The organism is Methanosphaerula palustris E1-9c, assembly GCF_000021965.1.
GTDB classification, from domain to species: domain Archaea; phylum Halobacteriota; class Methanomicrobia; order Methanomicrobiales; family Methanospirillaceae; genus Methanosphaerula; species Methanosphaerula palustris.
The window spans coordinates 1,441,652-1,454,732 of the sequence record NC_011832.1; the positions used below are offsets into that span (position 1 = coordinate 1,441,652).

Here is a 13,081-nt window from a genome sequence, read left to right on the forward strand (position 1 = left end):
CGGAGGATTCGTATGAAATTGATCACTATCATCGGTATTTTACTGGTCCTGATGGCGGGCATTCAAGCCGTCGCAGCGGCCGAAACGTACGTCTATGCGGCGCAGTGGGGTAAGGCCGGCGGCGGTTCCGGCACCGGGAACGGGGAGTTCAATCAGCCGGCCCGGATTTCGTTCGACACCCACGGCAGCGTCTTTGTGGATGACATGAACAACCACCGGATCCAGAAGTTCACTACCGTGGGCGGCTTCATCACCGCGTGGGGGAGCAAAGGCGTGGCTGACCCGCCGTCCGCAGCCGGGACGTTCCTGTCCCCGCTGGGTGTTGCGGTGGATAGCCAGGATTACCTGTATGTCGCCGATCGCGACATCCACCGGATCCAGGTCATGGACCCCTCCCGGATCTGGACCGTCTTCGGGCCCAACGGGACCGGAGAACTTCTTCAGCCGAGCGACATCGCGGTGGACAGTTTCGATAACGTCTATGTGGTCGACTGGGGGCACAACCGCATCCGCAAGTTCGACCTCCAGGGGACCCCGCTCGGCGAGTGGGGCACCCTCGGATCGGGAAACCTGCAGTTTAATGGGCCCCGCGGCATCGCCATCGACAACGCCGACAACGTCTATGTGGCCGACACCGGCAATAACCGGATCGAGAAGTTCGACAGCAACGGCGCTTACCTCGCAACGATCGGCACGTCAGGCACGGGCAACGGGCAGCTCTCCGGGCCATGGGGCGTGGACGTGGACACCGCCGGCAATGTCTACGTGGCCGACACCGGCAATAACCGGGTCGAGAAGTTCAACCGGAGCGGTGCCTTCCTCGCGACGATCGGCACGTCAGGCACGGGCAACGGGCAGTTTTCGATGCCTTACGACGTCTCGGTGAACAGTGTCGGGATGGTCTACGTGGCCGACACCGGCAACAATCGTATTCAGTTCTTTTTACCGAAGACCGTGAATACAACGCCCCTGCTCGTGCCGGGCGGTGTCGGGGTGCCGACGGACACCAACGGTGACGGCCGCTATGATGATGTCGACGGCAACCGGGTGCTCGACTTCAACGACGTGGCCCTCTACTTCAACCAGATGGACTGGATCGCCGCGAACGAGCCCCTGGCCGCGTTCGACTACAACGGGAACGGACAGATCGATTTCAATGATGTGGTCTGGCTCTTCAACCAGATCTAACCCATTTTTGTCGAAACGCCGGCAACCCCGTATTCACCGTGAACCATGGTATTGACGCCACCCTGTCGCAATCCCTCTACCAGACCGAAGAGGGGAACCTCATTCAATCTGCTGTCGATTGTCGGTCTGTAAGCACTGACCTACTGTTTCTTCATGACCACAGCTCGGTGGACGAAGTAGAACGACCGGTCAATCTGCTGGAACCCGGCCTCCTCAGCACATACAACGTATTCCTGAAACTCTTTTCCTGAGACGATGACCGGTTCGGTAGAGTACAGTATACCGCCTGGTTTCAGGAGCCTCGCAATCTCCTGGAATAATTTCGCCGGACTGGGTACCTCGTGGACGACAAACATCGTGAAAGCGGCGTCAAAGGTCCCGTTCATCTCAGGGGGGAGGTCTAGGGAGTCCGGTCTGCAGTGATGTACCTGGATCCGCCTCATCAGGCCTTCGGGTTCAAGTTTCCCTCGGAGGATGGCGAGCATCTCCTCCTGCAGGTCGACGGCGCAGACCTGCCCCTTCTCCCCGACACGCCTGGCAAACTCGCGGGTGAAGAAACCCGGCCCGCACCCAACGTCGAGCACGCGATCTCCGGGGTTCACATACATCTCTGCGAGCCTGTCGGGGCGATAGAGGAACCATCGCAGACGAATATCGAGGATCGAGGCTTTCTTTGCTGGAAAAACATCATGGCGACGATTATTCGAAACCATGGAATATTGTACGAACACCGGGGAGATAACAGTTCGCCGGCGATGGCCGGTCCGTGCCGCCGCCCTCTCTCTAACTGCGAGAACCAGAACCTGAACGCCGTCGCCGTGCTTCTCCAGCACAGGATAGCCCGTCGATCTCCCTTTTAATCGCGTCCACGGCCTTTTCTTCAATGTCGACACAGAATATATGCAGGGATAAGGAACATGGTACTTTGTGTGAGCACCCCTCGGCCGCACGGGAGAAACCATGATTGAAACGCAGGGGGACATGATCCTGACCCTGGTCGGGATCGTCGGATCGTTCGGCATCGGCTGCTGGCTCGGTCAGCGCCGGGTCTGTGCAATTCTGGATGTGATCGACGCATTCCGGGACCAGTCCCGGACCTACTACGAGGCGGCCGGCGACGGCGAGATCTCCGACGAGGACGCCCACGCGATCGCGAAGGTCACGCAGAAGTTCTTCTGCCGGCTGGACGCGGCCGTGGCTCTCTTCTCGAACCGGTGATCGGTCCCCGGTTCTTTGGGGTCGGCGGTTCATCAGGCCGGCCGGCCAGCCCTCTCGTTCTCGTTTCAATCTTTAATTATTCGCAAATTCTCAGTAGTGCTCCTGAGAACAACGGGGATGCCCAGGTCCCACTTTTTCAATCAGGGTGTACGGAAAATAGATCTTATATCCGAGATACCCGGACTCCTGGAGCGTTCGCGGAGTCCAATCTCCATAACCTGCCCAAACCCGGATTGTCAGTACTTTCTGACTGTCGTCCGTCACAGATCATGGAGGGTACCATCGCAAAGGATGATATCCAGAGGGGATGATATTTCCTCCGATCTTTTGTTCCGAAAGACGAAGGATCTGCCGCTCTGATGCGGGGGTATGGATAATGGACACCACGGAAATGTACCAGGAGAGGTTCAAAAGGATTATCGAATTGCTCGAGCAACACGCATCCACGGGCCTGACCATAACCGCTGTCGCCCAGAATCTCGCCATCCCCCGGAATTCTGCCTCCAAATATCTCGCACTCCTCGCTTCGAAAGGAGATGTGAGTGTAGAGCAATTCGGCCAGAAGAAGTTCTATCGCCCGATGCCGCGTGTACCGCTATTGGATATCTTCGACCGCCTGCCGTATGCTATCGTGATCCTGGACGCCGACCTCCAGGTTCGGATGGTGAACATGAGTTTTGTCACCGAACTCGGCATCCTTCCCGGGCGCAACATCATAGGCATCCCGCTCTTCGACCTGGATCTCCCGATCTTCGCCGAGCCAGTGGTGCAGCGGAACATTGAGCGGATCAAGCAGTCGCAGACGTACATTGCTGATATGCAGCTGATCACTGAGAAAACTGATAAGATCTATAACCTCGGTTTCTCCCCTGTCGTCATGCAGATCGACAAACCGGGCATCATGGTCAGCTTTCATGATATCACCGCACGGCGAAAAGCGGAGACCGCGTTGAAGGACTCGGAGCGGAAGATCGAAACCCTCTTCGAAACGGTCCCGAGCGGGATTATCATGTTCACCGCCGACGGGGTGATTGTGAACGCCAACCCAGCAGCCCTGCAGATCTTTGCTCTGCAGAACTTCGAAGAACTGAGCACTGTGAACGCTTTCGATCTCACCTGTGCCCCGGGGAGGCTGCAGTCACTGATTCAGAAAGGACGAGTGGACGAGACCGAACTCGCGTGCGACTTCGACCGCATGAAGCGAGAGCAGGGGATCTTGAGCACGAAATCCGGCGTGGCTTGCTTCAACGTAGTCTTCACACCGATCCGCCCGGACAATGGCGGCCAACCGACCGAGTTCGCGATCCTCTTCAAGGACATCACCCGGGACCGGCAGGAACGAAAGGAACTGACCTCCAGGGAGACCCGGTATCACTCGTTCTTCGAAAACTCCTTCAACGGCGTAATCATCTATGAGCCGTTCGATGGGGGGTCTGACTACACCTTCAAGGACCTCAACCGGGCGGCAGAAAAAATCCTCCGTGTACCGAAGGCAGATCTGGTCGGCCGGAACGCCACTGAGGTGTTCCCCGATCTCGATGTCCCTGTGATCCGTGAGGCCGTGGCGCGAGTTATGACTACGGAGAACCCGGAGTTCCTCCCTCCCCTCCATTACTGGAGGGGCCAGGGTGCCTGGATCCTGCACTACCTCTTCAAACTCCCCTCAGACGAGCTCGTCTCCCTCATGGTCGACGTCTCTGAAGAACTCCGTGAGGATCGCGACGATATCTGATCAACAGGGAAACGGTGCGGCGGAGACCGATGAACGCATTTTATGCTATTACTGGTAAACAGTAGCTTTGGTTTTTGTCGACGATACGGAGTGTGGATCCGCGCGAACGGCCGATCTTTGGGATTAGGTATATAAATGAGATTAATATCTGAAGAATTACCCATAACTTCTGGCCGGCGCCGTTGTTCTCAAACATATATATCACCCTTTTAGTGACTGGCGGTAAAACAAATCCCTATGTACTGGTGCATCCTCTTTTTCCTTGTATGAAGGGATTAGCAAGAACAGGTCGTGGAGCACCCGGCTGGGTTGAGAAGGTCAAGCCCGTCGCAGGTCCACGTGACGCAATCATCAGAGCCATAGCTATTGCACCATGCAACTCAGATGTGCACTTAATCTGGGGAGAGATGGGCGACTTTCTGCCAAGCGACCGCATCTTCGGCCACGAAGCAGTCGGTGTCGTCGACTCGGTCGGCAACGATGTCAAGGACTTCAAGGTAGGGGACCGGGTTGTCGTCCCCGCAATCACGCCGGACTGGGGCACTGTCGCCTCGCAGCAGGGCAATCACCAGCACTGCAGTGGGCCGCTCACAGGCATGCCGTTCGACATGCTCAAGGACGGCACCTTCGCGGAGTACTTCCACGTCAACGACGCAGACGCCAACCTCACGTTGCTCCCAGACGGTGTCACCCTCGAGCAGGCCGTTATGGTCGTCGACATGATGACTACGGGCTTCTACGGCGCCGAGATGGCCGACGTCAAACTGGGGTCGACCGTCGCCGTCTTTGGCATTGGGCCGGTCGGACTGATGGCCGTGGCCGGTGCTCATCTGATGGGCGCCGCACGGATCCTCGCCGTCGGCAGCCGCTCGAACTGTGTGGATCTCGCCAAGGAATACGGGGCTACCGATATCGTTGATTACCACAAGGGCGATACGGTCAAGCAGATCATGGATCTGACCGATGGCAAGGGCGTGGATGCCGTGGTGGTGGCCGGGGGGAACGCCAGCACCATCGGCGAAGGCCTTGAGGTCCTGAAGTTCGGTCACACTCTTGCCAACCTGAACGTCATGGAGGAAGCGATGTTACCCATCCCCCTAGCACCCATGGCATTCGGTCTCGGCGGCAAGACCATCAAGGGGAATTTGTGTCCCGGTGGAAGGGCCAGGATGGAGCAGATGCTCGCCCTCGTGAAGGCCGGCCGGGTCGACCCGGGTAAGCTGATCAATTACCGGTACACGAAGTTTGAGGATCTCTTACCGGCCCTGATGGTCATGCACGACAAGCCGAAGGATCTGATCAAGTCTGCAGTGATCCTCGAGTAATGCGAAGAGAACATTATGGGGAGTGCAAATTATGAAAGTTGCAGTAATTGGAGGAACCGGAGGACAGGGTCTCGGTATCGCGACCCGGTTTGTAGTGGCAGGGGAAGAGGTAATCATCGGCTCGAGAACGCTTGAGAAGGCCCAGGCCGGTGTGGACAAAGTAAAGGAACTTCAGGGTGACGTCAAGAACGTGAAGGCTGCAACGAACCCTGACGCGGCCAAAGAAGCCGATGTGCTGATCATGACCGTGCCGCTCGCAGCGCAGAAGGATACCCTGCTCTCGATCAAGGAAGGCGCAGCCGGCAAGCCGTTGATGGATGCGACGGGGCCCCTGGAATCCTGCATCGGTGGTTCCGCAACAAGATGCCTCAACCTCACTGAGGGGTCCGCGGCGCAGCGGGCACAGGCGATCTTACCTGATGCAAAGGTGATCTGTGCGTTCAACAACATCTCGCAGACCTGGTGGATGCAACTCGAGGAGCCGATCGACTGTGACTGTCTCATCTGCGGTGACGACAAGGACGCCAAGGCGATCGTAACGCCGCTGATCGAGAAGGTTCCCGGCATCAAGGTTGTCGACTGCGGGATGCTTGAGCGGGCCAGCATCATCGAGAAGATCACACCACTCCTGATCGGGCTGAACATCCGGAACAAGTGCCAGTTCGGCGGGATCCGGATCACCGGCCTCGACAAGGGTCGGGTCTGTAAGTAATCTCATCGATGATGCAGACGGAGATCATTGGAATGAACACGGCCCTGCCCATCGGGCTCACCCTCCGGACCCCGTGCGGGTTCGGCGGGAACCGGATCGCGAGCCCCGGCAACGGCAGGGCCTGATTGTGCTACCATTCGAACCCTAAACTACAGAGGAATCATCATGGGAAGATTAAACAACAAAGTCTGTATTGTCACCGGATCCACCAGCGGTATCGGTGAAGCATGTGCGAAAGACATGGCAGCTGAGGGCGGCAAGCTCGTGGTCTCCGGCCGGAACGAGAAAGAGGGCGCCAGGGTCGTCAACGAGATCAAGGCAATGGGGGGCGAGGCGATCTTCGTCCGGGCGGACGTCGTCAGCGAAGACGATATCAAGAATCTCATTGCGAAGGCCGTCGAGGCCTTCGGGAAGCTGGATGTCATGGTCGCCAACTCAGGCATCGCCATCCTGGGCGATCCTCACGAAGTGGAAGTCGACGACTGGGATAAGGTTCTCAACGTAAACCTGAAGGGGGTCTTCCTCTGTGACAAGTATGCTGTCATTCAGATGCTGAAACAGGGAAACGGCGGAGCAATCGTGAATACCGGTTCTATTCACAGTTTTGTCGCCAAGCCGGGCACCACTTCGTATGCCGCGGCCAAGGGCGGGGTCGCCATGCTGACCAGAACGGTCGGCACCAGTTATGCGACGAGGGGAATCCGCGCGAATTTCGTTGCCCCCGGGTATGTGGACACCCCTCTTCTCTCAGCCCTTCCGCCGGAGGTCTACCAAGACCTAGTAAAACTGCACCCGATCGGGCGACTGGCCAAACCGGTAGAGGTCGCGAAGGCTGTCACATTCCTTGCGAGCGATGACGCCTCCGATATCACCGGCACCAGCCTGCTGGTCGACGGCGGGTACTCTGCAGTATAGTCATCCATATACCTCATCGGACAGGGTCTTTGGGCGTAACGGAGTGAGCCTGGGGGGGATTACCTCCGCTGGCACCTCCCGGGCGCCTTTAAAAAAAATCATGATTATCGACAGGAGGTATGAAAAACATGGAAGAAAATGGAACAAGGGTTTCCTCATAGGCGGATCCGTCCGCAATCGGCACCTTACTACTCGGGATATTCATCATCTTACAGGCATCGTTTTTGCTCGGACTCGTTGACTCCATCACCATTATTGATTGTGGGATCTGGGCTCTCGCGATGGTGCTCCTCTTCTAGATTGTGATCGTCATGCAATTCCATGCCGGCGACCTCATCGGGGGCACTGTCAATGGCGTCCTTGGCGGCGTTCTGCTGCTCTGCGAGTATCCCAGTCGGTGGTTCGTCGCGGCGATCTGGATCGGGGCCATCGGGTTCCTGCTCGCAGCAGCAGCCATGTTCGGGTTCGGCCCGATGCTGGCCGTCTACGGCGGCGCTTTTATCGAAACCCTGGGAGTCTGGTTCCTGTACATGGGTATCGCCCAGTTAATGAACGGGGCACTGCAATCCCAGAAACTTCAGGTAGGTGACCCGTTGTTCCACCCGTCTGCTGCGGCAGAGTCAATCGGACAACCGGGCAGGGTGACCCTTGCCGGTCATCTCACCCGGGATGCATGCCAGTCCAACGGCATGAGGGGCGGAGCTGGACGGGCCGTTGGAGATACACCTTGAACCACTGCAGCATCGGATGGGAGAGTCCTCGATTATCTCAGAGATCTGCCGGAAGCCGCATGTTCCGGTCCTCCGACCACATCTCCTCGTTCTCACCTGCAACCGTGGAGATTCTCGGCAGTGAACGCATGAAAAGGTACAGGGAGCAGGTGGATCAGATCGCGAAACTGCTCGAGGAGCACGCAGCCACAGGCATGTCCGTGACGGCGATCGCCCGGGAGCTCGGGATTGATCGAAAGACCGCTGCGAAGTACCTCGACCTCCTTGCCGCGAGCGGCGACGTGAGCATGAAGCGGTTCGGTCAGAAGAAGTTCTGCCGTCCTGCCCGCTCGTTCTCTTTGGGGTTCGCGGCGGCCCTTTTTCACCTCGGGATCGACGGCCGCTCTTCGTATCTGTGCCGGCAATGTGCTGCTGGCTGGAGGCACGATGAACGAAAGCCTCTCTGGCCCTACACAAGCTATATAATTACTCTCAGTAGATTTACCAAACAGGTGATCTGATGGAAAATGCTACCGGAAAGGCAGGGCGGTCGACAATAATCAGGCATCACATCAATGCACCCCGGGCGATAGTCTATCGTGCACTTCTTGATGCACATGCGGTTGCGACGTGGATGGTGCCGACCGGCATGACCAGCACCGTGCATTCGTTCGATGCCCGCGAAGGCGGCTCGTTTCGGATCTCGCTCACGTACGACACTCCCACCGGGACCGGCAAAACGACCGCACAGACTGACACGTTTCACGGCCGTTTTGTCAAACTCGTACCGAATGCTCAAGTTGTTGAAGTGGTTGAGTTCGAGACCCCAGACCCCACACTAAGCGGCGAGATGACGATTTCGTACACCCTTTCAGATGCAAATGGCGGCACTGATATCTTGCCGTGCACGATAGGCTCCCGCGTGGCCTGTCTGCCGCTGACAACGAAGTCGGTTGGCGGATGTCACTGGAGAAACTCGCGACGCTCGTTGAGCAGGGCTCATGATCTTCCGGCCCGGGCGTCCGCCAGGGATTCCCCGCGGGTTGCAGTGAACAGTTCTTCGAGCGCTCTCGGTTCGAAGACACTGAGAAAACCTGGTAACCCCAGAGTATTTGTTCCACCGAATCGGTATACACGTCCATGATTCTACCTGCCTTCTGGATGGGATCTCCGTCGGATTCTGGAGAAAGTAATACCTCTGGACGGCATCCGAGATACTCTGGGTCACTCGTGCGACGTTAACAGCAATCTCCTCCGGGCATTCTGTGGTAAAAAAACCTTTCCTCTACGCCTTTCTGGATACTTGATTCGCAAATCTTTGAGATCTAACCGATCGACGTTGCAGCCATCTTCTCGTGGAACAGGGCATTCTCATCGGTATTCCGCATCCTCAGGAGACTCCCGATCAGGAACACGGAAATTCAGACAATCTACGTCGCCATCAAAGGTGACGTAGCCATTAATATTGACTCGCTTGCATACCCTCCGGGGATGGTTATGTTCCCGGAGAATTTCAGATCACTTCTCTCTTCTGTGCTCATGTTTTCACTCCTCATCCCCGTTTAATCTTCAGGTCTTCCATACAATCCCTAACAGATGGATACTCCAATTTTTCTGAAAAATACGATTTCACCGTTCTATCCCTCGTATTTTTACAATTGCCGGCCAGCGTCTCTGCGGGATCGTGCCTTCATCGATGCTTATGGTGCCGGAAACAGCACTCTTTCAATCCTTTTTTTTAGAACAGATCAACCGCACGCATACAATCCGACCCGTCTGCACCATTTTCTCTCAATGCCCCGGGTCCGCTCAATCGTAAAAAGAGGACGGGTTCGCACCTTCATGCTTGATCAGATGACAGGGAAGACTGATCCTCTCAGGGGAAGTACTTCTCAATCACGAAAGAAATCCACAAGTACCGGTGCAAGAACCTCCGGGCTGACATCATGTGTCTGGCCCTCCAGCATCCGGAACCGGGCGTGGGGCATGATCGTGCTCAGGGTTTCGGCGGTCGCCTTCATGAACGGGAAACTGGCGCCGCCACTCATGACCAGCACGGGGACCGTCACGTGGGCGGCAATGTCACAGGGGACGGCAGCCTCAGGGCCAAGGATAGCAGTATGGTCATAGGCGAGAGTGGGAGCCATCGCTTCCATTGCCGGCCAGAATGGTGCATGGCGCATACCCGCGATCTGCCCTGCTGGTATACCCATCAACTGGAGGAAGAGGACAACCGCATCACCGGTTTTCCCGTCAGCCAGCAACCGGGTTATCTTCGAGATGTACTCTTTCCAGGCAGCCTTCGCCTGCGGGTCATCGTTGTAGGGTACTTCGTAGAGGGCAAGTTTTTTTATGGTGCTGCCGGGTTGTGCCGCTGCCTGGAGTGCCAGAGCCCCGCCAGACGAATGGCCATAGACATACGCCCCGCCCCCCGCTGCGTCGATCAGGGTCGCAAGATCTTCGAATTCGCGCTCTACCGCATAGGGCAGCGTGTCTCCACTCTCACCCTTTCCGCGGCGATCGTAATGATAGACGGTGAAATGTTCTGCAAGCAGTTCAACAAGGTGAGGGGTGGATGCGAAGGTGTGAATAGTAAGTGCGCCTGAAACGATGATGAGAGCTGGACCACTGCCATGCTTTTCGTACGCTATCCTGGTACCATCACGGGATGTTATCGTAACCATGGTGCGCCTCCAAAAGTGCTATGACGTATCCCGTCCCGCTGGCTGGTAGGTAAGGAGGACCCTTCCGCTCTTCTGGAAAACCCTCGTCCCGGTCAGCGTCAGGTTCATCCGGTTCACATCCCTGAACAGGTATTTGCCGGAGCCCAGAATCACCGGGACTACCATCAGCTGGTACTCGTCAATGAGGCCGAGAGTCGTCAGTTGTTGCACGATAGTACCGCTGCCAAGGATTGTGATGCTCCCCTGCTTTTTCAGGGATAGGACTTCCTCTGGCCTGATCTCATGAATGACCCGGACGTTCTTCCAGACCGGGCCGTCCTTTTCGGGATCCATGGTCTTCGAGAAGACAATCTTAGGCGTGCGATTCATCATACCGGCTGTAACCGGGTCGGCCTTGATTGCGACCGTGGTCGGCCAGTAACTCTTCATCATCTCATACGTCGTCCGGCCGAAGATCAGCAGGTCGGCTTTCTTTGACGACTCGGCCGAGAATTCCTTCTCTTCGTCGCTGTGTTCATCCTTAAACCAGTCGATCTCTCCGTTGGGCCCGGCAAAATACCCATCCACTGAGACAATGGTGAATGCATTAAGGTTCCCCATAGGTACTTCCTCACAACTCGCTAATTCTCGGGAACGGCTGATAAACCTTGGGATAGTACCACACGGCCCATGTGGCAGGGATGCAGCAGGTCATCTCTCTTCATTCACCGTACCGACACAGGGATTGCCGAGGCTCCGTCCAGGAGAGTACAGGCCGGAACACATGAGCAATCGTCCCGGAATCAAAGATCTTCGCGTCAATAAGTTTCAGATGAAGCAGTTCTGGGAGTACAGAAAATAATGGTAACCCGGCCCCGAGCGCTATCGGGTGGACGATGAGTTGATATTCACCGATAAGCCCGGTTTTCACCAGTTCGCGTGCAAATCCGGCTCCTCTGTGTCAGGAGATCCCTGCCCGGTTGCTCTTTCATGCGGACGATCTCTTCGTGGAGCTCGCCGCTCATAATAATGGGATTTGCCCAAGCTCGCTGTACGCGGGCCATGGATTCGTGCAATATTTGCATCATTAGCGTTCCTGACCTGTGTTACATCGTTGAACGCAGGGGAAGGTTCTCCTGAATCCCGGCACGAATCTTTTTTCGTGAAGACGGCCTTGGGAATCTCATTCATGGGTGCTGCGAAAAGTTCGGCTGAATACAGCCAGTACGCCGCCATGTTCTGGAATGTGCGCCTGCCCAGAATATGCACTCCCGCCTGCCAGAGCATGTCAACGGTCCAGGCGGGTACGCCCTCATCCCTGTGAGGAGGGGGATTGTATGACTAAAAAAACTCTTGAAAGAGGGGGGACCCTAATCTCCCTTGTAAACTTACAGAATACCCAGGGAAAGGGAGAGATGTATGAAGGATCCTTCATCTAAAAATTCTTTTTTATATAGTCCTCACCGGGAATAATAATCGGCAAGTAAGGAGAATGCTTTCTTGGGAACCCATGGCATATTCCGGCATGACGGCTCACTTCCCTTCGCAAGCATCTTAACGATGCCATAACCAGCCATATCCAGGTCGTACTTCGGGTTTTCGTCGGACACGTACGATGGCTGGACAAACGTGAACACGAAGGCCCCGGCGACCGGCTCGTCAGAGAAAATATCGAGCAGTTCCATAAGGTACTCCGACTGGACCGATTCATCCCGGACAAAATTCCCTTTCAGTTCAGGGCGGTCCCGGTCCCAGTCGACGATCATCCACCCGGCTGGCCCCTTGTCCTCGGCTCCCCGGTAGCAGCAACATCCGAATTCCAGGACCACGACCGGCTTACCATGCCGGAAATACCCCTTCAACTGATCCCGGTACAGGGACCGGTTGTACGATGAGCGGTAATGATCGATACCAACGAGATCGAAAAGACTCCAGTCCACAGATTCCCAGGTCCCGGATGCATAGGTGACCTGCCCCCCGAACAACTTCTTGATCTCAGGCAGCATTTTTCTGAAGAACATATTCAGGTTTTTGTTATACCCGCGGGGGATCCCGGCGGCGTTCATGAGGATCGAAAGCGGCCCGAACATCTGCCGCAACCGGGCCTCTGTCGTATCTCCGCGGATAAAGCCCTGCGAGAAGAGACTCAGCTCGCATCCCGCTACATAGATGACCTTTTCGTACTTCACCCGCAGTTCTTCTGCTGCCAGTGCTCCCCGGAGAATATAGTCTTCCGTCTCTTTACGGGAAGCATTGATGGTGGACGGGGAGAAAAAGACCGTCAGATCGTGCGCCAGCGCATATTCTGATGCTACGACCAGCCGGGAGATATCGTAGCCGGAGATCCGGATTGCATTGCAGTGCAATTCGGAATCGATGATCCCGATCTCCTGTTCGACGACTGCCGGATCGAACTCTTCCCGGGATGATCTTCCCTGTCGGTAATTTGTCCCGACGTCGTAGTTTATTCCCCGGTACTTCATGGATTTCTGCTTAAAACCGGTCGGGTAAATACCTGTCGCACTCCTATACCCGGATAATCTTTTCCATCGCCCCAGGTTCATAAAATAACCGGCGTTTCAGTGCTATCATCACCAAACATTGACGATGGGCCTGGT

At 56.2% G+C, this 13,081-nt stretch carries 13 protein-coding genes and 1 pseudogene; 9 read left to right on the plus strand and 5 right to left on the minus strand.

Features of this window, described 5'->3' with window-relative positions; genetic code table 11:
- Positions 1-12: 12 nt before the first annotated feature.
- Positions 13-1,188 (plus strand): NHL repeat containing protein, encoded by a 1,176-nt coding sequence (locus MPAL_RS06980; RefSeq protein WP_012618044.1) that lies wholly within the window; start codon positions 13-15, stop codon positions 1,186-1,188.
- A 140-nt stretch (positions 1,189-1,328) separates the two neighbouring features.
- On the opposite strand, the gene MPAL_RS06985 is transcribed toward MPAL_RS06980, so the two are convergent.
- On the minus strand, positions 1,329-1,901 hold the full coding sequence (locus MPAL_RS06985) for a class I SAM-dependent methyltransferase (RefSeq protein ID WP_012618045.1): 573 nt from the start codon (positions 1,899-1,901) through the stop codon (positions 1,329-1,331).
- Between the two features lie 247 nt (positions 1,902-2,148).
- Between MPAL_RS06985 and MPAL_RS06990 the strand changes: the two genes are divergently transcribed.
- The 8 genes from MPAL_RS06990 (at position 2,149) to MPAL_RS07025 (ending at position 8,944) form a co-directional block, all read left to right on the plus strand.
- Positions 2,149-2,406: a hypothetical protein gene (locus MPAL_RS06990; RefSeq protein WP_012618046.1), complete on the plus strand. Its 258-nt coding sequence runs from the start codon at positions 2,149-2,151 to the stop codon at positions 2,404-2,406.
- A 376-nt stretch (positions 2,407-2,782) separates the two neighbouring features.
- The gene (locus MPAL_RS06995; RefSeq protein ID WP_012618047.1) at positions 2,783-4,138 is read left to right on the plus strand and encodes a PAS domain-containing protein; all 1,356 of its coding nucleotides are present in this window, start codon (positions 2,783-2,785) and stop codon (positions 4,136-4,138) included.
- Positions 4,139-4,404: 266 nt separating this feature from the next.
- Positions 4,405-5,463 carry an NAD(P)-dependent alcohol dehydrogenase gene (locus MPAL_RS07000; protein ID WP_012618048.1) on the plus strand — a complete coding sequence of 353 codons (1,059 nt, stop codon included), beginning with the start codon at positions 4,405-4,407 and terminating at the stop codon, positions 5,461-5,463.
- Between the two features lie 31 nt (positions 5,464-5,494).
- A complete protein-coding gene (npdG, locus tag MPAL_RS07005; RefSeq protein WP_012618049.1) occupies positions 5,495-6,175 on the plus strand; it encodes an NADPH-dependent F420 reductase in 681 nt (226 codons plus the stop codon).
- A 165-nt stretch (positions 6,176-6,340) separates the two neighbouring features.
- Positions 6,341-7,090 (plus strand): SDR family NAD(P)-dependent oxidoreductase, encoded by a 750-nt coding sequence (locus MPAL_RS07010; RefSeq protein ID WP_012618051.1) that lies wholly within the window; start codon positions 6,341-6,343, stop codon positions 7,088-7,090.
- Between the two features lie 311 nt (positions 7,091-7,401).
- Complete coding sequence (locus MPAL_RS07015; protein ID WP_012618053.1) at positions 7,402-7,821, plus strand: hypothetical protein; 420 nt, start codon at positions 7,402-7,404, stop codon at positions 7,819-7,821.
- A gap of 128 nt (positions 7,822-7,949) precedes the next feature.
- Positions 7,950-8,321, plus strand: coding sequence for a hypothetical protein (locus tag MPAL_RS07020; RefSeq protein ID WP_158303644.1), 372 nt, complete (start codon positions 7,950-7,952; stop codon positions 8,319-8,321).
- Positions 8,321-8,944, plus strand: a complete 624-nt coding sequence (locus MPAL_RS07025; RefSeq protein WP_012618055.1) for an SRPBCC family protein — start codon at positions 8,321-8,323, stop codon at positions 8,942-8,944. Before MPAL_RS07020 ends, MPAL_RS07025 begins: the two co-directional genes overlap by 1 nt.
- Positions 8,945-9,692: 748 nt before the next feature.
- Here MPAL_RS07025 and MPAL_RS07030 read toward each other — a convergent pair.
- The 4 genes and pseudogenes from MPAL_RS07030 to MPAL_RS07045 form a co-directional block, all read right to left on the minus strand.
- Positions 9,693-10,484 carry an alpha/beta fold hydrolase gene (locus MPAL_RS07030; protein WP_012618056.1) on the minus strand — a complete coding sequence of 264 codons (792 nt, stop codon included), beginning with the start codon at positions 10,482-10,484 and terminating at the stop codon, positions 9,693-9,695.
- 18 nt (positions 10,485-10,502) lie between these two features.
- The gene (locus tag MPAL_RS07035; protein ID WP_012618057.1) at positions 10,503-11,084 is read right to left on the minus strand and encodes a dihydrofolate reductase family protein; all 582 of its coding nucleotides are present in this window, start codon (positions 11,082-11,084) and stop codon (positions 10,503-10,505) included.
- Between the two features lie 100 nt (positions 11,085-11,184).
- Positions 11,185-11,412 (minus strand): annotated as a pseudogene (locus MPAL_RS17530) (hypothetical protein); the annotation flags it as partial.
- A 511-nt stretch (positions 11,413-11,923) separates the two neighbouring features.
- The gene (locus MPAL_RS07045) at positions 11,924-12,946 is read right to left on the minus strand and encodes a hypothetical protein (RefSeq protein WP_048145251.1); all 1,023 of its coding nucleotides are present in this window, start codon (positions 12,944-12,946) and stop codon (positions 11,924-11,926) included.
- Between the last annotated feature and the right edge of the window lie 135 nt (positions 12,947-13,081).